The sequence below is a fragment of the Mesorhizobium sp. P2_A8 genome, from assembly GCF_056404935.1.
This window is the reverse complement of record NZ_JBFUDB010000005.1, coordinates 486,912-507,887: the sequence shown is the minus strand read 5'-3', so window position 1 is coordinate 507,887 and position 20,976 is coordinate 486,912. Positions and strand designations below refer to the sequence as shown.

General features: G+C 63.4%; 26 protein-coding genes. 11 read left to right on the top strand and 15 right to left on the bottom strand.

What is annotated here, in order from left to right:
* Positions 1 to 114 precede the first annotated feature (114 nt).
* Positions 115 to 2,493, bottom strand: a complete 2,379-nt coding sequence (gene glyS, locus AC1D10_RS17615; protein ID WP_477273950.1) for a glycine--tRNA ligase subunit beta — start codon at positions 2,491 to 2,493, stop codon at positions 115 to 117.
* A 227-nt stretch (positions 2,494 to 2,720) separates the two neighbouring features.
* Here glyS and AC1D10_RS17610 point away from each other — a divergent pair, with 227 nt between their 5' ends.
* The gene (locus tag AC1D10_RS17610; RefSeq protein WP_477273948.1) at positions 2,721 to 2,897 is read left to right on the top strand and encodes a hypothetical protein; all 177 of its coding nucleotides are present in this window, start codon (positions 2,721 to 2,723) and stop codon (positions 2,895 to 2,897) included.
* Between the two features lie 2 nt (positions 2,898 to 2,899).
* On the opposite strand, the gene AC1D10_RS17605 is transcribed toward AC1D10_RS17610, so the two are convergent.
* Entirely contained in the window at positions 2,900 to 3,820 is a 921-nt protein-coding gene (locus AC1D10_RS17605; RefSeq protein WP_477274141.1) for a glycine--tRNA ligase subunit alpha, read from the bottom strand.
* A gap of 223 nt (positions 3,821 to 4,043) precedes the next feature.
* On the opposite strand from AC1D10_RS17605, the gene AC1D10_RS17600 reads away from it, so the two are divergent.
* The gene (locus AC1D10_RS17600; RefSeq protein ID WP_477273946.1) at positions 4,044 to 4,505 is read left to right on the top strand and encodes an N-acetyltransferase family protein; all 462 of its coding nucleotides are present in this window, start codon (positions 4,044 to 4,046) and stop codon (positions 4,503 to 4,505) included.
* 100 nt (positions 4,506 to 4,605) lie between these two features.
* Here the strand turns inward: AC1D10_RS17600 and AC1D10_RS17595 are convergent, their stop codons facing one another.
* The 5 genes from AC1D10_RS17595 to AC1D10_RS17575 all read right to left on the bottom strand — a co-directional run bounded on the left by AC1D10_RS17595 (position 4,606) and on the right by AC1D10_RS17575 (position 9,621).
* Positions 4,606 to 6,381, bottom strand: a complete 1,776-nt coding sequence (locus AC1D10_RS17595; RefSeq protein WP_477273944.1) for a tetratricopeptide repeat protein — start codon at positions 6,379 to 6,381, stop codon at positions 4,606 to 4,608.
* Positions 6,382 to 6,619: 238 nt separating this feature from the next.
* Positions 6,620 to 7,063 carry a DUF1284 domain-containing protein gene (locus AC1D10_RS17590; RefSeq protein WP_477273942.1) on the bottom strand — a complete coding sequence of 148 codons (444 nt, stop codon included), beginning with the start codon at positions 7,061 to 7,063 and terminating at the stop codon, positions 6,620 to 6,622.
* Complete coding sequence (locus AC1D10_RS17585) at positions 7,060 to 7,653, bottom strand: biotin transporter BioY (RefSeq protein WP_477273940.1); 594 nt, start codon at positions 7,651 to 7,653, stop codon at positions 7,060 to 7,062. The genes AC1D10_RS17590 and AC1D10_RS17585 overlap by 4 nt, the downstream gene beginning before the upstream one ends.
* A 175-nt stretch (positions 7,654 to 7,828) precedes the next feature.
* Positions 7,829 to 8,497: a GntR family transcriptional regulator gene (locus AC1D10_RS17580; protein WP_477273938.1), complete on the bottom strand. Its 669-nt coding sequence runs from the start codon at positions 8,495 to 8,497 to the stop codon at positions 7,829 to 7,831.
* A 107-nt stretch (positions 8,498 to 8,604) separates the two neighbouring features.
* Positions 8,605 to 9,621 (bottom strand): polyprenyl synthetase family protein, encoded by a 1,017-nt coding sequence (locus AC1D10_RS17575; protein WP_379105662.1) that lies wholly within the window; start codon positions 9,619 to 9,621, stop codon positions 8,605 to 8,607.
* 207 nt (positions 9,622 to 9,828) lie between these two features.
* Between AC1D10_RS17575 and AC1D10_RS17570 the strand changes: the two genes are divergently transcribed.
* The 7 genes from AC1D10_RS17570 to AC1D10_RS17540 all read left to right on the top strand — a co-directional run bounded on the left by AC1D10_RS17570 (position 9,829) and on the right by AC1D10_RS17540 (position 14,185).
* Complete coding sequence (locus tag AC1D10_RS17570) at positions 9,829 to 10,053, top strand: putative signal transducing protein (protein ID WP_023759075.1); 225 nt, start codon at positions 9,829 to 9,831, stop codon at positions 10,051 to 10,053.
* Complete coding sequence (locus AC1D10_RS17565) at positions 10,053 to 10,853, top strand: tRNA1(Val) (adenine(37)-N6)-methyltransferase (protein ID WP_477273935.1); 801 nt, start codon at positions 10,053 to 10,055, stop codon at positions 10,851 to 10,853. The genes AC1D10_RS17570 and AC1D10_RS17565 overlap by 1 nt, the downstream gene beginning before the upstream one ends.
* Positions 10,854 to 10,932: 79 nt before the next feature.
* Positions 10,933 to 11,793 carry a S49 family peptidase gene (locus AC1D10_RS17560; RefSeq protein WP_379105658.1) on the top strand — a complete coding sequence of 287 codons (861 nt, stop codon included), beginning with the start codon at positions 10,933 to 10,935 and terminating at the stop codon, positions 11,791 to 11,793.
* Between the two features lie 140 nt (positions 11,794 to 11,933).
* Positions 11,934 to 12,119 (top strand): membrane protein, encoded by a 186-nt coding sequence (locus AC1D10_RS17555; RefSeq protein WP_027023000.1) that lies wholly within the window; start codon positions 11,934 to 11,936, stop codon positions 12,117 to 12,119.
* A 26-nt stretch (positions 12,120 to 12,145) separates the two neighbouring features.
* On the top strand, positions 12,146 to 13,033 hold the full coding sequence (locus AC1D10_RS17550) for a 4-(cytidine 5'-diphospho)-2-C-methyl-D-erythritol kinase (RefSeq protein ID WP_477273933.1): 888 nt from the start codon (positions 12,146 to 12,148) through the stop codon (positions 13,031 to 13,033).
* Position 13,034: 1 nt separating this feature from the next.
* The gene (gene moaB, locus AC1D10_RS17545) at positions 13,035 to 13,589 is read left to right on the top strand and encodes a molybdenum cofactor biosynthesis protein B (protein WP_477273931.1); all 555 of its coding nucleotides are present in this window, start codon (positions 13,035 to 13,037) and stop codon (positions 13,587 to 13,589) included.
* A 140-nt stretch (positions 13,590 to 13,729) separates the two neighbouring features.
* Positions 13,730 to 14,185, top strand: coding sequence for a GFA family protein (locus AC1D10_RS17540; RefSeq protein WP_477273929.1), 456 nt, complete (start codon positions 13,730 to 13,732; stop codon positions 14,183 to 14,185).
* Here AC1D10_RS17540 and AC1D10_RS17535 read toward each other — a convergent pair.
* Both AC1D10_RS17535 and AC1D10_RS17530 read right to left on the bottom strand, forming a co-directional pair.
* On the bottom strand, positions 14,161 to 15,135 hold the full coding sequence (locus AC1D10_RS17535) for a hypothetical protein (RefSeq protein WP_477273927.1): 975 nt from the start codon (positions 15,133 to 15,135) through the stop codon (positions 14,161 to 14,163). The two genes, AC1D10_RS17540 and AC1D10_RS17535, sit on opposite strands and share 25 nt — an antisense overlap.
* Positions 15,136 to 15,281: 146 nt before the next feature.
* Complete coding sequence (locus tag AC1D10_RS17530) at positions 15,282 to 15,806, bottom strand: glycosyltransferase family protein (protein ID WP_477274139.1); 525 nt, start codon at positions 15,804 to 15,806, stop codon at positions 15,282 to 15,284.
* 150 nt (positions 15,807 to 15,956) lie between these two features.
* Between AC1D10_RS17530 and AC1D10_RS17525 the strand changes: the two genes are divergently transcribed.
* Positions 15,957 to 17,111 carry a PA0069 family radical SAM protein gene (locus AC1D10_RS17525; RefSeq protein WP_477274137.1) on the top strand — a complete coding sequence of 385 codons (1,155 nt, stop codon included), beginning with the start codon at positions 15,957 to 15,959 and terminating at the stop codon, positions 17,109 to 17,111.
* Positions 17,112 to 17,263: 152 nt separating this feature from the next.
* Complete coding sequence (locus AC1D10_RS17520; protein WP_477273925.1) at positions 17,264 to 17,959, top strand: ribonuclease HII; 696 nt, start codon at positions 17,264 to 17,266, stop codon at positions 17,957 to 17,959.
* Between the two features lie 76 nt (positions 17,960 to 18,035).
* Here the strand turns inward: AC1D10_RS17520 and AC1D10_RS17515 are convergent, their stop codons facing one another.
* From AC1D10_RS17515 to AC1D10_RS17490, 6 genes are all read right to left on the bottom strand, one after another.
* Positions 18,036 to 18,527, bottom strand: a complete 492-nt coding sequence (locus tag AC1D10_RS17515; RefSeq protein ID WP_379105645.1) for a F0F1 ATP synthase subunit B — start codon at positions 18,525 to 18,527, stop codon at positions 18,036 to 18,038.
* Between the two features lie 10 nt (positions 18,528 to 18,537).
* Positions 18,538 to 19,137, bottom strand: a complete 600-nt coding sequence (locus tag AC1D10_RS17510) for a F0F1 ATP synthase subunit B (RefSeq protein WP_477273923.1) — start codon at positions 19,135 to 19,137, stop codon at positions 18,538 to 18,540.
* A 62-nt stretch (positions 19,138 to 19,199) separates the two neighbouring features.
* Complete coding sequence (locus AC1D10_RS17505; RefSeq protein WP_006206606.1) at positions 19,200 to 19,424, bottom strand: F0F1 ATP synthase subunit C; 225 nt, start codon at positions 19,422 to 19,424, stop codon at positions 19,200 to 19,202.
* Positions 19,425 to 19,498: 74 nt separating this feature from the next.
* A complete protein-coding gene (locus AC1D10_RS17500; RefSeq protein WP_027142301.1) occupies positions 19,499 to 20,257 on the bottom strand; it encodes a F0F1 ATP synthase subunit A in 759 nt (252 codons plus the stop codon).
* A gap of 60 nt (positions 20,258 to 20,317) precedes the next feature.
* The gene (locus AC1D10_RS17495; RefSeq protein WP_477273919.1) at positions 20,318 to 20,725 is read right to left on the bottom strand and encodes an AtpZ/AtpI family protein; all 408 of its coding nucleotides are present in this window, start codon (positions 20,723 to 20,725) and stop codon (positions 20,318 to 20,320) included.
* Positions 20,726 to 20,807: 82 nt separating this feature from the next.
* Positions 20,808 to 20,969: a hypothetical protein gene (locus AC1D10_RS17490; protein WP_477273917.1), complete on the bottom strand. Its 162-nt coding sequence runs from the start codon at positions 20,967 to 20,969 to the stop codon at positions 20,808 to 20,810.
* Between the last annotated feature and the right edge of the window lie 7 nt (positions 20,970 to 20,976).

The following is a 20,976-nucleotide window of genomic DNA, read 5'->3' as shown; positions in this document are numbered from 1 at the left end:
GAACATGTCCCTTTTGCCACGGAGAGATCATCGTCATATGACTGTAAGCCGGCTCGAACGGCCGGTGGCAAAGAAAATCTTCCTGGGCCTACAGACTTATCGGGATCATGCTTCTCAGCCGGCGATCTTCGAGAAATCCGCGACCTGACCGGTGGCCGCGCGGATGCGGGCAAGCAGCGCCAGGCGGTTGGCGCGCACCGCCTCGTCGTCATCATTCACGAGAACACGCTCAAAGAATGAATCAACCGGTTCGCGCAACACGCTAAGCGCCAGCAGGGCGCCGGAAAAGTCTTCGTTTTGAATCGCTTCGCCGGCTTGCTTCTCAGCCAGATTCACCGCCGCAAACAGCGATTTCTCGGCATCCTCGCGAAACAGCGCCGGCTCAACATGGTCGGCGACCGCCGTTTTCTTCTTCTCCTCGGCGGCCAGGATGTTGGCCGCGCGCTTGGTGCCGGCGAGCAGGTTGCTGCCGTCCTCGCTTTCGAGGAAGGCGCCAAGCGCCTCGACCCGGCGGACGATCTGCAAGAGGTCGTCGGACTGCGGTGTGATGACGGCGTCGATGAGATCGTGCCGGGCGCCCTGGTCGCGCAGGTAGACCTTCAGGCGGTCATGGAAGAAAGCGAGGAGGTCATCGGTGAACGGAGCCAAAGAGGCCTGCAGTTCCATTATACGCTGCCCGTCGAAGAACTCTCGTTCCGAGTCAGCAGTGCCAAAGGTTTCGGATATTGCCTTCCTCAGACCGGTCTTCACCAACTCGGCGACAAGACCCGCTTCCAGCAGCAGACGACTTTCCCCTCGGTAGTCTTGAATCCGCGCATCCAGCATCGCCACGACGCCACGACTCGCGGTGCCCTCACCCAAACGTTCATAGGCAAAAAGTGCCGCCGCGACCGTCGCAGCAATGGCGGTGCTGAAGGAGAGTTTGATCTTGTTTTCGAGAACGATCCTCACCACCCCGAGCGCCGCCCTCCGCAGTGCATAGGGATCTTTCGACCCTGTCGGCTTTTCATCGATGGCCCAGAAGCCGGCCAACGTGTCGAGCTTGTCGGCGAGCGCGACAGTGATCGAAACCGGATCGCTCGGCACGCGATCGGACGGGCCTTGCGGCTTGTAGTGTTCTTCAGCGGCGGCGGCCACGGATGGATGCTCACCCTGCAGCAGCGCGTATTTGCAGCCCATGGCGCCTTGCAGTTCTGGAAATTCGCCGACGACTTCTGTGGTGAGATCGGCTTTGGCGAGGACCGCGGCGCGGCGCGCCAGCGCGGGATCGGCGCCGACGATCGGCGCCAGTTCTTCCGCCAGCCGGGCAATCCGCTCCACCCGCTCACCCTGCGTGCCGAGCTTGGCGTGGAAGGTGACGCCGAGATGGTCGAGGCGGGCCATGCGCTGGTCGAGCGGCTTCTTCAGGTCGAGCCCGAATTTTTCCGCCGATGCCTCGAGCTCACCGAGATCCGGCAAATCGCCCTGATCGGTCGTCCAGAAATAGAGCGCGTCGGACAGGCGGGCACGCACCACCTTGCCGTTGCCGTGAGCGATCTCCTTGCCGCCGTCCTTGGCCTCGATGTTGGCGGTGAGGATGAAGCGATTGGAAAGATCTTCGGCAATACCCTGCGGCCGCGTCACAAAGCATTTCTGGTTGGCGCGGATGGTCAGCCGGATCACTTCGGCCGGAATGGCCAGGAAAGCCTCCTCGAACTCGCCCATCAGCACCACCGGCCACTCGACCAGGCCGGACACTTCCTCCAGCAGCCGGTCGTCCTCGACCAGATCGAGCCCATTTGCGAAGGCAAGATTGCGGGCATCGGCAAGGATGATTTCCTTGCGCCGGTCGGCGTCGAGCACGACCTTCGCCGCTTCCAGCTTGGAGACATAGTCGTCGAAGCGGCGCACCGTGATGGCATCAGGCGCATGGAAGCGGTGGCCGTAGGTGATGTTGCCAGAGCGGATACCGTCGATTTCGAAATCGACCACCACCGGCTCCTCGGTTTCCGGGCCGAATGTGCACAGGATCGATTGCAGCGGCCGCACCCAGCGCAGCGAGCCGGGCTTGGCCGAGGCCGGCCCCCAGCGCATTGATTTTGGCCAGGGAAAGCTGCGGATGATGCCCGGCACCATTTCGGCAATGACCTCTTCCGCCGCCCTGCCCGGCTTCGAAATGTGGGCTACATAGAAGTCACCCTTCTTCGGGTCGGAATGGACATGCGCCTCGGCGATCGACGAAAGCCCGGCTTTGCGCAGGAAACCCTGGACCGCCTGCTCAGGCGCGGTCGTCGAAGGCCCCTTGATCTCCTCGCTTACATCCTTCGAGCGCGCGTTGAGCCCACGGATGTCGAGCGCCAGCCGCCGCGGCGTCCAGTACTCGCGCGCCGCCTCATAGGTCAGCCCTGCCTCGACCAGACCGTCGGTCAGCATCTTCCTGAGATCACCCGCCGCCTTGCGCTGCATGCGGGCAGGAATCTCTTCCGAGCGAAGTTCTAGAAGCAGGTCAGGCATGGATGGGGCTCACGCGGCAAAAATGGTCCGCGCGGGGCATAGCAACTCGGCTGGCCGCTGTCACCCTTTCCGCGCGGCGATCGCCGACTTCGACTGATTTCCGGAAATTCTGGCGGCCCTGTCGGTACGAGGCGATCCCGCCCGTCCTTGGATCAAAGATTTCCATGAACCGAATGCAGCGCTGAAGCGACCCACGCTCAGGCAGGGAACTATTGGGCTGAACGACCATGAAAACGGCATCAAGACTACTGCAGATCCTCGCGCTCAGCGCCTGCTTCACCGCGCAGGCCCACGGCGCTTTCTCGATGCCGGGTGTGAGGCAGGCATTGCGCACGATCGACGGTGCCAGCGGTCAGAACGCACTGCCGGTCAACGCTTCCCTCGACATGACGAAGCGTGCCTGAACTCAGGCCGCCCGTCCGCCGGCCTGCGTCTTCAAAAACGCCTCGCCGCAGGCTTTCGCCAGATTGCGCACCCGCAAGATGTAGCTCTGCCGTTCGGTGACCGAAATCACGCCGCGCGCATCGAGCAGATTGAAGACATGGCTGGCCTTGATGCACTGGTCGTAGGCCGGGAAGACCATGCGGTGCATCGGCAGATTGTCGTTGGACGCCGGCGCACCGGCATCGAGCAGCGCCTTGCACTCGGCCTCGGCGTCCTCGAAGTGGCGCAGCAGCATTGCCGTGTTGGCGTATTCGAAATTGTGGCGCGAATATTCCTGCTCGGCCTGCAGGAAGACATCGCCGTAGGTGACCTTGTCGGCGCCTTCGCGGCCGTTGAAGTTGAGGTCGTAGACGTTGTCGACGCCCTGCACATACATGGCCAGCCGCTCAAGCCCGTAGGTCAGTTCGCCCGCCACCGGTGCGCATTCGATGCCGCAGACCTGCTGGAAGTAGGTGAACTGCGACACTTCCATGCCATCGCACCAGCACTCCCAGCCAAGGCCCCACGCACCCAGCGTCGGGCTTTCCCAGTCGTCCTCGACGAAGCGGATATCGTGCAGCAGCGGATCGACGCCGATCGCCGCCAGCGAGCCGAGGTAGAGCTCCTGGAGGTTCGGCGGGTTCGGCTTCAGGATCACCTGATACTGGTAATAGTGCTGCAGCCGGTTCGGGTTCTCGCCGTACCGGCCATCCTTGGGGCGACGCGAAGGCTGGACGTAGGCGGCGCTCCAGCGTTTTGGCCCGAGTGCGCGCAACGTGGTCGCCGGGTGAAAGGTGCCGGCGCCGACCTCCATGTCGTAGGGCTGCAGGATGACGCAACCATAGTCCGCCCAGTAATTGTGCAAGGTCAGGATCAGCCCCTGGAACGAGCGGCTGGGATGCATATGGGCGGGGATTTCATTCTTCACGGGGGCCTCGACAGCAAAGGCTAGCTTGCCGGCACGTCCTAGAGACCCGGCGGCGAAGCGTCAAGCAAGCCGCGCCGACGCGGACTGCCGCGCCCTGCCGAAGATGTTGAATGCATTGCGAGCTGCTGGCCCATTGCCGGCCATTGGCGCCTGCGATCAGTTCCATGCCTCGTCCGCGTCAACCACAACAGGCTCAGCCATGCCCAGCCCGATCATCATCCGCCCCATCACGCGCCAAGATTTCGACCAGTGGCTGCCGCTGTGGGACGGCTACAACGCATTTTATGGCCGCTCCGGCGAGACGGCTCTGCCAGGCGAGATCACCGCCATGACATGGTCGCGTTTCTTCGATGCCTATGAGCCGATGCATGCGCTGGTTGCCGAGAGCGAGGGACAGCTTTTCGGCCTCGTGCACTACCTCTTCCACCGCAGCACAACGGCGATCGCGCCTAATTGCTATCTGCAGGATCTTTTCACCACGCAGGCCGCGCGTGGCAAAGGCATCGGCCGGGCGTTGATTGAGGGCGTCTACGAGCGTGCCCAGGTTGCCGGTTCGGGCCGGGTGTACTGGCTGACGCATGAGACCAATCACACGGCGATGAAGCTTTACGACAAGGTCGGCGAACGTTCCGGCTTCGTCGTCTATCGAAAGCTGTTCTGAGGTAGTTTCCAGCACATTGCGCGTGTGCGTTTTGAGCGGATGGAGTCCAAACGAAAACGGGGCTCCGAAAAGAGCCCCGTTTGCATTCTGAAAACCGATTTCACCCCTTCGGGGCAGGCACCGGCTCAGGCTTGACCTTGGGGGTTTCCTGCGCCGTGTTGGATTCGATCGGCGGCAAGCCCTTCATCAGCTTCTGCTGCAAGGTGGCCAGCACATCGGGATCCGGCTTCAGGTCGCGCGCCTGGTTCCACTGGAAGGTGGCTTCCAGCTTGCGGCCGACGCGCCAGTAGGCATCGCCGAGATGGTCGTTGAGAACCGGATCCTCCGGCTTCAGCGACACGGCGCGTTCCATTTCGCGCACCGCGTCGTCGAACCGGCCGAGGCGGAAATAGGCCCAGCCCAGCGAATCGACGATGTAACCGTCGCTCGGCCTGAGATCGACGGCCTTCTGGATCATCGCCAGGCCTTCCTTGAGGTTCGTGTTCATGTCGACCCAGGAATAGCCGAGATAGTTCAACACCTGCGGCTGGTCGGGGAACAGTTCCAGCGCCTTGCGGAAGTTCGGCTCGGCCTTCGGCCATTCCTTCAGCCGCTCATAGGCGATACCGCGCTGGTAGAAGATGTTCCAGTTGGCCGCCGTCGGCGTTTTCAGCACCGTGACTGCCTTGTCGTAGAGATCGGCCGCCGAGCGGAAATCATCCTTCGACGAATAGACGCCGCCAAGCGCCAGATAGGCGCGCATGTCGTCGGGATGCGCATCGACGAATGCCTTGAGATGCGTGATCGCCTCGTCCTGGCGATTGAGATCGGCAAGGTTGAGGCCGAGTTGCAGGTCCGAAAGCTCCTTCAGCGGCGAAGAGTCGGGGATCCGCCGATAGAGCGCGATGGCGCCCTCGCCGTCCTTCAGCTGCTCGGACACCGCGGCGAGTTGCACGAGGGCTGCGTCGCTGTCGGGCTTCAGGGCAAGGGCATATTGCAGATAGAGGCGGACGAACGGCTCGCCGCCACCACGATTGAGCGCCGTGGCGAGATCAAGCAGGATTTCCGACGCACCGTCCGACGGACCGGCAGCGAAAGGCGCGATCTTGTCGCCCTTGCTGATCCTGTCACGCAAAGCGACGATTTCCAGCTTGCCGGGCGAAAACGCCTCGGCCTGATCGAGCACCGACAGCGCCTTGGCCTTGTCGCCCTTGCGGGCCAGGAACGACGCGTAGGCCTGAGCGTTGCGCATCCAGGTTTCGGGAGCCGCACCACCAGCGGCCGTATCCTGCATCGTCGCGGCGTAGATCGCCTCTGCCTTTTCAGGCATGCCAGAGGCGTCGGCGATCAGCGCGCGATGGAAGGATTTGAACAGGCCGAACCAATCCGGGCCCTGGAGCTTGTCGATGGAAGCCATCGCATCGCTGGGCTGGCCGGCGCCTTGTTCGGCCCAGCCGGACATGACCCCGGAGATCAGCCGGTCGAGGTCCGATTCCAGTGAGAGCTTGAGCCAATACTGTGCCTTGGCAAAATCCTTCTTGTGGAAGGAATCGACCGCCAGCGCCAGGCGCGAGAAGCGCTCGACATCGGGAACTTCCTTGAGCTTGTCGGCATAGACCAGGGATTCGTCGAAGCGCCCTTGAGCGATCAGCGACAGCATCAGGCTCTGCTGCAGGCCGGTGTCGCTCGGATCGAAGGCCAATGCCTGCTTGTAATACGCAATGGCATTGTCGAGGTCATTGTCGCCTTCGGCGATGCGGGCGGCCAGATAGGCTCCCGAGAACGACGTGATCTTGACCGGTTCGGTGGTTTGCTTGGCATAGGCCGGCAAAGCCGAGATCGCCATGCCCGTCACAATTGCCAGCCTTGTCAGCCAGCGCGCACGTCCTTGCTGCATCGTATCCCTTTCAGCCAGGCGTCATCTCCGCGTCAGCGGGATCGACGTAGACTCGATCTTTCCGGGCAAAGCATGGCCTTTTTGGGGTCGCGCTTCAATCCGCCTCGAATTCACAATCCGGGCACCCGATTAACAAACCATGGCGACAAGGGACAGTTTTCCGGTTTCGAGTTCCGGCCATGACCCTGCGCGGAGCCGACCATATCACAGATTCGACCGCGAGACTCCCTCGCCGATATCAATGCTTGCCCGGCAAGGCAGGCCGCTGCACCTGCGTGTCACGATAACCGCCGGCCGCAACCGAACTGCACAGCCCATTCCACTCGCAGCCGCCGCAGGCCTTGCGGACGAGGCCGGCCGAAAATGCCTGCCGCATCCGTGCCAGGATTGCCGCATCGAGATCGAGGCGGTCACCAGCCCGGATTGGCCGCGCCAGCAGATCCGCCACATCCTGCGCCGCCAGTTGGTCCCGCTCGGCGGCGCTTTCGCGCAGGCAGTGCGGTTCCGGCTGGTCGAGCAACGGGGCGCAGACGTCGTCCGGGCCGGAAACGAGGAGGATGTCCTCGCCCCGGCTCAGACGCTCCGCGATCCTGTCGTAATTGGCGGTGAAGGCGGGGCTGTATCCCTTGCCCACATAGGTGAGCAGGCAAAGGAGGTGATGGGCGCGCAGCCTGATCGTCACGGATTGCCCGATTTCGCCTTGCTGCCGGGAAGGGCCATCAGCGTCGCGGCACCGAGGGCCGACTTCAGCAATCCGCCGACGATGAACGGCAGGAAGCCGAAGGTGATGGCCTTTTCGGCGCCGATCATGATGGCGAGCCATGCTGTTCCGAGCACCAGACAGGCAAGGTTGCCGAGCAGCATGGCGGCGAAGGCGAGCACCACCCTGTTGCCGTTCCAGCCGCGTTCAGCCAGCCAGCCGACGAGCGCGCCGACAATCGGGAAGGCGAAAAGATAGCCGCCCGTCGGCCCGACGAAATGCTGCACACCGGCTGCCCCTCCAGCCAGAACCGGAAAGCCGACCGCGCCCTCGACCAGCCAAGCGGCGATGGTGATGGCGCCAAGCCGCCAGCCATAGAGCGCGCCGATCAGCGTCACGGCAAAGGTTTGCATGGTTATGGGAACCGGCACCATCGGCACTTCGATGTAGGACGACAGCGCCAGGAACAATGTGCCGAGCACGACGGCCCCGACCTGCCAGCCGAGAGAGCGACCCTGAAGCCGGAGCGGGCTGAACGACGGGTTGTGGGACGAGAATGCAACATCTGTCATTGGGATTCCTTCGCTCGATTGCAAATTATAGATAATTTCTGTTTTCGATCTATTATCGAATCCACAATTCCGGTGAGATAGCAAGTCCTCCCTCTGCAGACACCGTCCAAAGCGCGTCGCGACGCGCTTGCTTGTCGTTGTCCCAAAACCCGGCGCCACTTTTGGGCGGCATGCATCAGCCGACGATGGCAAAGGCTTCTCGCGTCGTTCCGGAGGCGGTCCTGACCGGCTTGCGGCCGATCCATTGGACATGCCGCCCCAGCGTGGCTGCTGCCGATTCGGTATTTCCCTGCCGCAAGGCGGCCAATATCGCGCGGTGGTCCTGATCGGTGCGTGTCTCCCACTCCGAGCGCCATGCCGCGAACAGGAAGCGGGCACTCGCCGCGTGCAGATCGTCGATGGTGGCGAGCAGGCGCGGCATGCCGCATGGCGCCAGGATCAGCCGGTGGAAGGCGCGGTTGGCTTCTTCCCACGACCTGACATCGCGGGACTTGTCGCCGGCCTTGGTCGCCTCCTCGGCCAGATGGAGAATGGCTGACGTCAGGTGCGGCGCGGCATGGCGCAGCGCCAGCACTTCAAGTGCCGCTCGCATTTCGGCGACCTCCTTGACCTCGCCCAGATCGAAAGACGCGACACGCACGCCACGGCGCGGCTCACCGACGGCCAGCCCTTGCGCTTCGAGACGGCGGAAGGCCTCGCGCACGGGCACATGGCTGGTTTGAAATTCTTCGGCGATGTGATCCTGCCGAAGACGAGCCCCGGGCTCGATCGCGCCCGAGATGATGCGGTCCGCCAGTACCTTGCTGATGCGGACGGCGATGGTGTCGTCTGTGCCCTTTGCCATGTTTTATAGATAATTTGCGGCGGGGCAGCTTGTCGAGACGGCAAGACCGGGATTCGCGACCTTCCTCCCCACAACAGGCCAGAGGGAGCCGGCGAAACGCCAGCCGCTCAGTTCACCCGGCTGATGCAGAAATCGATGACGTCGATCAGCGCCGATTTCTGCGGCGTCGCCTCCAGCGGCGCCAGCGCATCTCGGGCGATCTCGCCGAAATGGCGGGCGCGCCCGATCGTGTCGGCAATGGCGCCGTGGCGGGTCATCAGGCCGATCGCCTTTTCCAGGCCTGCGTCATCGGTGACATTGTCCTCGATGGCGCGCTTCCAGAAGGTGCGCTCGGCCTTGGTGCCGCGCCTGTAGGCGAGAATGACCGGCAAGGTCACCTTGCCCTCGCGGAAATCGTCGCCGACATTCTTGCCCAGATCCTTGCTGGTGCCGCCATAGTCCAGCGCATCGTCGATCAGCTGGAAGGCAAGGCCGAGGTTCATGCCGTAGGAGCGCAGCGCGGCGCGGTCATTGCGGGTCGCCTGGGCAATCACCGGGCCAACCTCGGCAGCGGCCGAAAACAGCGCTGCGGTCTTAGCCTTGATGACGGCGAAATGCTCGTCCTCGGTGGTTTCGAGGTTCTTGGCTGCGGCAAGCTGCATCACCTCGCCCTCGGCGATGATCGAGGCCGCACTCGACAGGATGTCGAGCGCTTCCAGCGAGCCGACATCGACCATCATGCGGAAGGCCTGGCCGAGCAGGAAATCGCCGACCAGTACGCTCGCCTGGTTGCCCCAGATCATGCGGGCGGTCTTCTTGCCGCGCCGCATGCCGCTCTCGTCGACGACATCGTCGTGGAGAAGCGTCGCCGTATGCATGAACTCGACAGCCGTGGCGAGTTTGACATGGCCTTCGCCGGCATAGCCGAACATCTGCGCGGCGGCGAGCGTCAGCATCGGCCGCAGCCGCTTGCCGCCGGACGAGATCAGATGGTTGGCAACCTCCGGGATCATCTCGACGTCGGAACCGGCCTTGGACAGGATCAATTCGTTGACGCGTCCCATATCGGCCGCCGTCAGGTCGATCAAATCCTTGATGGATGCGGGTTCCCGCTTCCCGTTTTCGATGTTGAGAACGACACCCACGACAATCACTCCCGTCTTGGTATAACGCGTGCGACGGCACCCTTGGTCCCTGTATGGACTCTAGGGCGGCAGACACGGCCACGGCAAGTGGCGAATTGGCGCGGCGGCGATGACAGCCTGTCAACCGACGCCGAAAGGGAGGTCGGCTTTGGCCAGGAAATCCGCCTGCCCGTTTACATATGCGCCGCAAACTGAGAGTTTCGCCCGATGATAGAGCTCATTCGCACCAACGACGCCGTCATCATCTCCTTTGTCGAATCGCTGATGCGCGATGCCGGCATCGGCTGCTTCGTCGCCGACCAGAACATGAGCGTGCTCGACGGCTCGCTCGGCATCCTGCCGCGACGCGTCATGGTCGACGCCGACAAGGCCGACGCGGCACGGCGCATCCTGACGGATGCCGGCATCGCCAACGAAATCCGCGGAAAATAATGCCCGCCGCACCGGCCACCCTTGCCCCGGACACGCCGGCCCACACGGTCGATGCTTTCCATCGCGGCCGGTTCTGGCTCGTGCAGCCCAAGCAGGGAGGGCATCGCGCCGGCATGGATGCGATGATGCTCGCGGCGTCCGTGCCATCCTCTTTTGGCGGACGTCTCGCCGATTTCGGAGCCGGCGCCGGGGCCGCGAGCCTGGCGGTGCTGTCGCGCTGCCCGGCGGCCGTGGCCGTGCTTGTCGAACGCGCGCCGGAAATGGCAGCCTTCGCCGCGGCCACCCTTGCCCATCCCGGCAATGCCCATCTCAGCGATCGTGCCTCCGTGCTGGTCGCTGATGTCACCGTATCGGGCCGAGCCCGGGCGGCGGCCGGCCTCGCCGACAATGACTTCGACTTCGTCATCATGAACCCGCCTTTCAACGCCGCACGGGACCGCGCCACGCCAGATCGCCTGAGAAAGGAAGCGCATGTCATGGAGGACGGGCTGTTCGAGAGCTGGATCCGCAGCGCGGCGGCGGTGGTCAGGCCGCGCGGCGGGCTTGCCGTGATCGCCCGGCCGGATCAGTTCGGCTCGATTCTCGATGCGCTCGCCGGGCGCTTCGGCGACGCCGAGATGCTCGCCGTCCACCCACGCCCCGACGCGGCGGCGATCCGCATCGTGGTGCGGGCAGCGCTCGGGGCGCGGGGGAAACTCGCCATCCGCCCTCCCCTGATGCTTCACGCGCAATCGGGCCGCGGTCCTGATGAACGCAGCGAAATGATCACCAACGGCCTCGCCTCGTTGTTCGGAGACTGAGCTATTCTGCCCCGCCACATTGCCGTTGGCCCGGGAATCCCTACATGCCAGCAACCCATCGACCGGAGACCGCGCCCACGTGAAACGACTTTTCAACCGCCTGCTGCCGAAATCCTGGCGCTCCACGGTCGTCACCATTCCGGTCATCCGGCTGCACGGCACGATCATGTCGGGCGGTCAGTTCCGGCAGAACCTGTCGCTTGCCTCCACCGCCGGCCTCATCGAAAAGGCGTTTTCCTACGATGCGCCGGCGGTCGCCATCTCGATCAATTCGCCCGGCGGCTCGCCGGTGCAGTCGCGGCTGATCTTCAAGCGCATCCGCGACCTGGCGACCGAGAAGGACAAAAAGGTGCTGGTTTTCGTCGAGGATGTCGCGGCATCGGGCGGCTACATGATCGCGGTCGCCGGCGACGAGATCTTCGCCGATCCGTCCTCGATCGTCGGTTCGATCGGCGTGGTCTCGGCCTCATTCGGCTTTCCGGAGCTGATGAAGAAGATCGGTGTCGAGCGCCGCGTCCACACCGCCGGCCAGAACAAGGCTGTGCTCGATCCGTTCAAGCCGGAGAAGAAGGAAGACGTCGAGCGCCTGAAGGCGCTGCAGCTCGAGGTGCACGGCACCTTCATCGACCTCGTCAAGGAGAGGCGCGGCACGAAGCTGAAGGACGATCCGGACCTGTTCACCGGCCTGTTCTGGACTGGCATGAAGGGCCTCGAACTCGGCCTCGTCGACGCGCTCGGCGACATGCGCACGGTGCTGAAAACCCGTTTCGGAGCGAAAACCCAGCTCAGGCTGATCACGACGCCGCGCGGTTTCCTCAGCCGCTTCGGCCTGTTCGGCTCAAGCAAGGGCTTTTCGGCGCCCGATATCGCGGCCGCAGCCGCCAGCGGCGTCATCGATGCGGCGGAAGAGCGCGCGTTGTGGGCACGGTTCGGGCTTTGAAAACCCGGCAAAACCGTCTAGCATAACCGCTTGAAGTCTCATGCATGTCGTTTTCCCAAAACCGGATCCACTTTTGGGCGACATGTATCAACCGACCCGACCGGCCGCCTTCGCCGGCCCAGCGTGGGAGGAGTTTTGGCATGCCGCAGATTATTTTCTTCACCGTCGTTGGCGTCGCCGCCTATTTCGGCTACCGCACCTTCATCCGCGAAGCCGAGCGCGTGACCGCCAAGGTGCGGCGTACCGAAAAGCAGGCTGCCAACGGCGCGATGGGTACGCTTGTCAAGGATCCCAAGACCGGTGAATACCGGCTGGCCAAGGACTGACCATCATCCCGCATACGACTGACGCCGTGGACACCGACATCGGGTCGCGTACCTGGCACGCGCATGCCAAGATCAATCTGGCGCTGCATGTCACCGGCAGGCGCCCCGACGGTTATCACCTGATCGAAAGCCTGGCGGTGTTCACGCGTTTTGGCGACAGGGTCGAGATCGCGCTCGCCGACAGCGATGATTTTGCCGTGTCCGGCCGTTATGCGCCGGCCGTTCCTCTCGACGCCAGCAATCTGGTGCTCAAGGCTCGCGATGCCCTGCGAAGGGAAGCCGGATCCAAGAGAACCCCGCCGGTCGCCATCCGGCTTGAAAAGAACCTGCCGGTTGCCTCCGGCGTCGGTGGCGGCTCGAGCGACGCGGCGGCCGTGCTGCGCGGGCTGGCAGAGACATGGGGCCTGGATATCGATGCCACCGAGCTGGCGCGGATCGGCCTTTCGCTTGGTGCGGATGTGCCGATGTGCCTGGCGGCCAAGCCGCTGGTCGCGCGCGGTATTGGTGACGAGTTGACGATGGTGCCGGATTTTTCGGCGCTCGGGCTGGTGCTGGTCAATCCGGGCACCGCCCTTTCGACCGCCGAGGTCTTCGCAGCGCTTTCCCGCCGCGACAACGAGCCACTGCCGCCGCTGCCGCGCAGCATCGATTTCCATAGCCTGCGCAACTGGCTGGAGATCACCCGCAATGATCTTGAGCCTGCAGCGCTGACGATGCAGCCCGCCATCGGCAGAGCGCTTTCCTGGCTCAACAAGGCTGGATCGGGATTCTCGCGGATGTCCGGGTCCGGCGCGACATGCTTCGGCCTGTTCGAGACCGGCAATGTTGCCAAACGCGCCGCTGCCGACATCCGCAGCCGCCAGCCCGACTGGTTCGTCGCCGCGACGCGCAGCATGACATCGGAGGCCGATTGAGATGGCCAGGATTGACGAGAGCCGGCCTTTCATCCCGATCCGCATAGCGGTGCTGACCGTGTCCGACACACGCAGGCTTGCCGACGACAAATCCGGCCAGACGCTGGCCGACCGCATCACTGAAACCGGTCACATCCTGGCCGCCCGCGATATCGTCACCGATGACCGCGAGAAAATCCGCGACAAGGTGCTCGGCTGGTCGAAGGACCCGGCGATCGATGTCGTGATCACCACTGGCGGCACCGGCTTCACCGGCCGCGACGTGACGCCGGAAGCGCTGGAGCCGATCTTCGAAAAGCGCATGGACGGCTTTTCGGAAGTGTTCCACCGCATCTCCTACGACAAGATCGGTACCTCGACGATCCAGAGCCGGGCGACCGGTGGCGTCGTCAACGCCACCTTCGTCTTCGTGCTGCCGGGCTCGCCCGGCGCCTGCAGGGACGCCTGGGACGGCATCCTCAAGGCGCAGCTCGACTACCGGCATATGCCCTGCAACTTCGTCGAGATCATGCCGCGCCTGGACGAGCACCAGCGGCGCGGAAAATCGGCTCCGTAAAAGCCAAGGCAAAGCGCCGGTTCCACGCCGTATTTGCAAGGCAGAACAATACCGGCGCCTTCGAAACCCCATTCAAACCGAACCCCGGGGAAAGTACCCTGCGTGAAGGCGATCATCGCCGTCACGACAAGGCAGGTACGATGAATGTGCATACTGGCGGATGCCATTGCGGCAACGTTCGCCTTGGATTTTCAACCGGGCTCGACCCGTCGCAAGTCGAAGTTCGCGCCTGCCAGTGCTCGTTCTGCGTCAAGCATGGTTCGCGCGCCGTCGCCGATCCGGCCGGCAGATTGACCATCTCGGTCAAGGACAGAACGCAATTGCGGACATATCGGTTTGGGCTGAGGACGGCCGACTATTTGATCTGCCGGGAGTGCGGCGTCTATGTCGCTGCAATCGCCGGGGATGATGACGACGCCAGGGCGATCGTCATCATCAACGCCCTGGACGACCGAGAGCGGTTCAATCAGGAACCGGTGTCCGTCGACTTCGATGCCGAAAGCAGAGAGCAGCGCCAGGCCAGACGCCGCGCTCGCTGGATGCCTGTCCTAATGAGCTTCGGAAATTCCCTTCAGCGGATGACCGGCTCGCCATGAAAGCGTCGGCGTGACGGCGGCGACACGCCGAAGCCGACTTCCATCATCAGGCGCGGCGTGCGCGCCGGCACTGTGCCCATGTGGAAGCCGAACGGGTCCTCGACGAAGCCGAGGCCGGCGTCGCCGGTCAGCGTCACCGGGCTCTGCTCGCCATAGACATCCAGAACCTCTTGCGCAGGATGGCCGACCAGCAGGGTGAGCTGGTGCTTGAGGCTGCGGCGCTTGTGGCTGCCCCGGACATAGACATGCGGACCGGTGTCGGCGTCGACCGGCTTGAGATAGAAGAAGAATTTCAGCATGCGCCAGTCATCGAGGTCGAAATGATACTTGCCGAGCGAGGCAAGGTTCTTGTCGGCGTCCGAAGCTGCACCGGTCGGAAAACTCCACCAGACGCGCGTCGTGATCAGTTTCGCCTGGCCGCCGAGATAGTGCGCTGCGATGTCGAGAAGCAGCGGATCGCGCTGGATGGCGAGTGCCGCCCGGCAGTCGAGGATGCGCTCGAAAAAATGCCCGCTGAGCAGCGAGCGGCCAAAGCGCTTCTCGGCCTCGGCATGTTCACCCGGCATGAATTCGAGACGGCGGTCGAAATTGCCGAAGCAAGGCGTGCGCCGGGCGAAATCCGAGATCTCTTCGTGGATCGCCGGCGGCAGGACCAGGCCTGAAAACAGCCCGTCGGAACGCAGCGCTTCGACCACTGCTTGGCGGTCGACGCCGGCAAACATCGTGTCCCCCGCATTGTCGGCCGGGCGGGCTCGTCTTGCGCCGAGCCAATGCATCCGGCGCCCAGGCATTGTGCGCGCCAGCACGAACATCGGCAGCCAGGCGGGGTTTTCGCGCAGGTCCGTCAGATAGGTCGGAATGCGCACGGCGATGCGCCGCAGCAGGCTGCCGTTGCGCGCAATAGCCTCGAGACTGGCCGTGCCGGATTTGTCGGGGGTTGAAAGGTTCATTGGGTCCTCGGCTATGAGGGCGACACCGATGCCGCATCGGGTGCTCACCACTCGGCATGACCCAAACCCAATTCACCCGCCTACGGGAAGCTAACCCCCCGTCAGATTTTGTGCAATGCACAATGGACAGAGCAGCTGCAAAAAAATCACGTCGGCGAGCGGTGCTCTTGCCTCGGCGGCGCCACCCAGATTTCGGCGTCGAGACGCTTTGTCGCAAGGCCGCGTGCGATGGCCTCGGCGCTTCCGCCACTCTTGGCCGCTGCCGCGGCCTGATGCTTGCGAATCACCAACCCGTCGGCCAAGGCGCGGTTTCCCGAAAAGATCCGGGCCAGGAACGGTGTCCGGCTGCCGCGCGCCCGCGAGAACCGCGCCGCCATGGTCTGCCTCGCCGTGTGGGCAACAACCGCGTCGATCCAGCCTTCCACCAGCCGCGCGCCCGGCTCCAGAAGCAGCAGCCAGTCGCCCTTGGCCTGGCGGATGCCGACAGCGATACCGCCGGTCACGTACTGACAGCCGGCATGCTCGGCAACTCGATGCGTCTGGTCGGTGGAACCCGTGTCACAGACGATGACGTCACGCACCACGCCCTCGACCGCGCCGCCAATCAGCGAGCCGAGCGTACGGGCTAGGCCCTCCTCGTCATTGCGGGTCTCGATCAGAACACTGAGCATCATTAGCCGAATAGCGGAAAGCCGAACGCAGCGCCAGTTTTTGCAATGCACCCCAAAAAGTTCTTGCTTTGTTCTCATCGACTAAATAGGAATAATTTCATGAACAGAACGATTCGACACAACATGGACAGTCCTTGGGAGCGGGCGAAGATGGAACAGATCGTGCGCGCCGACATTGCAGCTTTCGGGGCAGGAAGAGCCGAGATGGCCAATGCGATGATCGAGCAGAGTGGCATGCGTGTCCGTCCGGACCGCAATCGCGGCAGGTCGGCGGGCATCAATCCGTCCGGCCGGTTCGAGCCGGTCAGCCGGCATGTCTTCGATGATGGCTGGAATTCGCTGGAGGAACTGCCGCCCTTCAAGACCGAAGTGCAGGTCGAGAAGCCGCGCACCATCATCACCCGCAACGAATCGCCGGACATCTCCTTCGACCGTTCGATCAACCCCTATCGCGGCTGCGAGCATGGCTGTGTCTACTGCTTCGCGCGGCCGACACACAGTTTCATGGGCCTGTCGCCGGGTCTCGATTTCGAATCGAAGCTGTTCGCCAAGCCGGATGCGGCGCGCTTGCTCGACAAGGAGTTGTCGAAGGATGGCTACCAGCCGCGCACCATCGCCATCGGCACCAACACCGATCCCTACCAGCCGATCGAGAAACAATACCGGATCATGCGCGAGATCCTCGAAGTGCTGGAAGCGCGCGGCCATCCGGTCGGCATCGTCACCAAGTCCGCTTTGGTGACGCGCGACATCGATATCCTGTCGCGCATGGCCGAGCGCGGGCTGGCCAAGGTGGCGCTGTCGGTGACGACGCTCGATCGCATGCTGGCCAGGACGATGGAGCCCCGTGCCTCGACGCCGACCAAGCGGCTGGAAGCCATCCGACAGCTTTCGGATGCCGGCATTCCGGCTTCGGTCATGGTCGCGCCGATCATTCCCGGCCTGACCGACCAGGAGATGGAACGCATTCTGGATTCGGCGCGCGCCGCCGGCGCACGCGAGGCGGGTTATGTCATACTTCGCCTGCCGCTGGAGGTCAGTCCCATCTTCAAGGACTGGCTGCTGCGCCACTATCCCGACCGCTACCGTCACGTGATTTCGCTGATCCGCTCGATGCGCGACGGCAAGGACTACGATTCGGAATGGGGCAAGCGCATGAAGGGCGCCGGTCCCTACGCCTGGCAGATCGGCCGGCGCTTCGAGATCACCGCCAAGCGGCTCGGCCTCAACGTCGAGCGGCGCACGCTTCGGACCGACCAGTTCGTTGCCGCCGGAAAAGACCAGGTGCAACTGACGCTGCTTTGAAATTGCAGTTTCCTGCGGCGGTTTGATCTGGCGCAGCACGAGAATCCCGTCCGGCCTGCCCCGGCCTGCAGACGGTGCCCTCCCGGTCCGGCGCCCCACCCGACCCGGAGGGACTTGCGGAGAATCGGAGCCGATGCGAACCTCGCCGCAACATGGCTCGCGCGCGTTCCGATTCTCCGCTTCTCTTTGAGATCATCGAGAAACCCGACTTCTCCTTCGAGACGAAGGCGATGGCCGACGGTCTGTGGCCGGTGGCGGGAATGGACGAGGCCGGACGTGGTCCCCTGGCCGGGCCGGTGGTCGCCGCCGCAGTGGTGCTCGACCCCGCCAACATTCCGGATGGGCTCGACGATTCCAAACGCCTTAGCCACCTGCAACGCGAAGCGCTGTTCGTGCGAATTCTCGGCTCTGCACTGGGTGTGTCGATGGCATCCATAAGTGCCGAGGGGATCGACGGCAGCAACATCCTCAAGGCCAGCCTTGAGGCGATGCGCCGTGCGGTGATCGGCTTGTCGGTTCAGCCGAAGCTCGCGCTGGCCGACGGGCGCGACGTGCCGCCGGGGCTGCCTTGCGCCGGCCGCGCGCTGATCAAAGGCGACCAGCGCTCGCAATCGATCGCCGCCGCGTCGATCGTCGCCAAGGTGATGCGCGACCGCATGATGTGCGGCTGCGGCAACCATCACGACCGCTACGGCTTCGAGGTCCACATGGGCTACGCCACGGCCCGCCATCGCACGGCAATCGAGGTGCATGGTCCAGTGGCGCGACTGCACCGCGTGTCCTTCGCGCCGTTCAGGCTTGGCGGGACGGAAGTGGCGGAAGAAGAGAGCCTTGCCGGCCTGGATTGATCGGATGGTTTGCCCGCAACAAAAAAGCCGCCAGGTTTCCCGGGCGGCTTCGATACTTTGCTCGGGATAAGAGAGCTCAGTTGAGCTTGGACTTCACATCCACCAGCGATGCCTTGAACAGGTCAGCACCCGCCTTGGCGTCGATCTTGCCGGCGAGCAGCGTGCGCGCGGCCTCGACGGCGATGTCGACGGCGCTGGCGCGGACTTCGCTGATGGCGTCACGTTCGGCTTGGCCGATCTTCTGTTCGGCAAGCGCGGTGCGCCTGGTAACATAGTCCTCGGTCTTCTTGTGCGCATCGGCGGCAAGCATGTCGGCCTCGCGCTTGGCAGCGGCGACGATGTCGGCGGCCTCCTGCTCGGCTTCCTTGCGCTTCTTCTGATACTGGCCGAGCAATTGCTGGGCCTCCTCGCGCAGCCGGCGCGCTTCATCCAGTTCATTGCTGATCCTGTCGGCGCGGGCATCGAGTGCCTTGGCTATCATGCCCGGCACCTTGATGTAGACGGCAACACCGAGGAAGATGAAGAGGGCTATCGTGGCCCAGAGCGTCGCGAGAGATGTGTAATCCATGATGCGCTCCTCACCGGGCCACGGATTTGACCGCGGCCGCGATCTCGGCCTTGCTGGCCTTGCCGCCAACCAGTGCCTCGACGATTGCCGAAGCGGTGTCCTCGGCGATGCTGCCGACTTCCTTCATGGCATTGGCCTTGATGGAAGAAATGCGGGCTTCGGCCTCGCCAAGCTTCTCGTCGAGGGCTGCCTCGATCTTCTTGCGTACGGTCTCGGCCTCGGCCTTGGCCGCATCGTTGGCCTGCTGGCCGATCGCGTTGGCCTTGGTCTTGGCTTCCGCCAGTTCCTGCTCGTAGGCAGCAACAGCGGCGTCGGCCTCGCCCTTCAACTTGGCTGCCTGATCGAGGTCCTGCGTGATGCGATCGTTGCGGACATCGATGATGCCCCCGACGCGCGGCATCACAACCCGCTTCAGGAAGAGGTAGAACAGCCCGAAAGTGATCGCCAGCCACAGAAGCTGCGACGGGAATGTCGCCGGATCGAATGGCGGAAACGTGCCGTGCGCTTCGGCAGGCACGCTCGTGCCGGAATGCGTGTCGCCTTCCGTCGCAGCGTGGCTGGTGTCGGCTGCAGGTGCGGACTCTTGCGCGAAGGCAGATGTCACGAACATGGACTATCCCCGAAATTCAGGCCTGCCGCTTGCGCGGCCGGCCTGTCCAATCTTCCCAATGCTCAGCCGAACAGGGCCAGAAGCGCGATGAGAAGCGAGAAGATGCCCAGAGCTTCGGTCACGGCGAAGCCGAAGATCAGACGGCCGAACTGGCCATCAGCGGCCGACGGGTTGCGCAGCGCGCCCGCCAGATAGCTGCCGAAGATGTTGCCGAGGCCAATGCCCGCGCCACCCATGCCCAGGCAAGCGATGCCGGCGCCGATGTACTTTGCTGCTTCTGCGTCCATTTGTTCAACTCCTTTGGATCTAAAATTCCGTTGCGATTCCATCCGGCGCCAATGCCGGAAACTCTTGATCGGTATCAGTGCCCGGGATGCAGGGCGTCGTTGAGGTACATGCAGGTCAACACCGCAAAGACGTAGGCCTGCAGGAAGGCGACCAGCAGTTCAAGCGCCGTCAACGCCACCGCCATTGCCAGCGGCAGGATCGAACCGGCCACGCCGACCGCGCCGAGCGCGCTCAGGCTGACGACGAACCCCGAGAACACCTTCAGCGTGATGTGGCCGGCGAGCATGTTGGCGAACAGACGAACCGAGAGGCTGACCGGGCGCGACACGAAGGAGATCACCTCGATCAGCACCACCAGCGGCAGCAGGAACACCGGCACGCCATGCGGCACGAACAGCTTGAGGAAGCCCAGACCGTGCTTCATGAAGCCGTAGACGACCACGGTTCCGATCACCAGGGCGGCAAGGCCGAAGGTGACGATGATGTGGCTGGTGACGGTGAAGAAATACGGGAACAGGCCAAGAAGATTGGCAACCAGCACGAACATGAACAGCGAGAACACGAACGGGAAGAACTTCATGCCTTGGGTGCCAGCGGCATCGCGCAACATGTTGCCGACGAATTCGTAGGCCATCTCGGAGACCGACTGGAGCCGGCCGGGAACCAGGCTGCGGCTCGACGTCGTGAGAAACAGGAATGCGGCGGCAACGACCACGGTCGCGACCATGAACAGCGCCGAATTGGTGAAAGACAAGTCGTAGCCGCCGATCTCGATCGGTATCAGCTTGTTGATATGGAACTGGTGGATCGGATCGACCTTGTCAGCTGCCACGTTCAAACCCCGTCAATGCCGCGTACGGCCTCGTTACCATTACCGCACATGAAAGCGCGGTCATTTCTTGTCGTCTTGGTCGGGGCGCGATTTATCGCCCTGTCCGAATTCTGCCACAACGCCCGCGGAACGCATGACATTGAGCACGCCGGCGCCAAAACCAAGCAGCAGAAACACGATCAGACCCCATGGCGATGTCCCCGCCAGACGGTCGATGATCCAGCCGATGCCGGCCCCCACCACCACTCCGGCGATGAACTCGCTGGAGAGTTTGAGCGCCTGGCCATAACCGGCCACACTGCCCGCTTTCGCGTCGTCTTTCCCCTCGAGCCGGTCCGGCCGCCTTGTCGCAAGAGATGCTCCAAGTTCACGCCGGCGGCGCTCAAGATCGTCGTCGCGGATGTCGGCTTCATGCTGCTTGCCGCGGCCGGTTTCTCCGGTTCCGTCTGGCCTGTTTTTATCGGCCATCGCAACCCCCCTGCCCGGTCAGACCGTCACCGTCCGTCCGCTTCTAAAGTCGCCGGCAACATAGTTAGAGGGTTTGCGCCAGTCAAGCCACGGGCGGAAGTTCATTGTCATGTATTTTAGGCAACAAAATCAATTGTTTATAAAGGTGCGACATCGTGCCCGCCACGATGACGCGGATGCGTTGCACGAATCCCCCCGGCAATGGCTCTTTGATCGACTGCATGCGGCGCGAGAAGATCAGCAATCGTTCG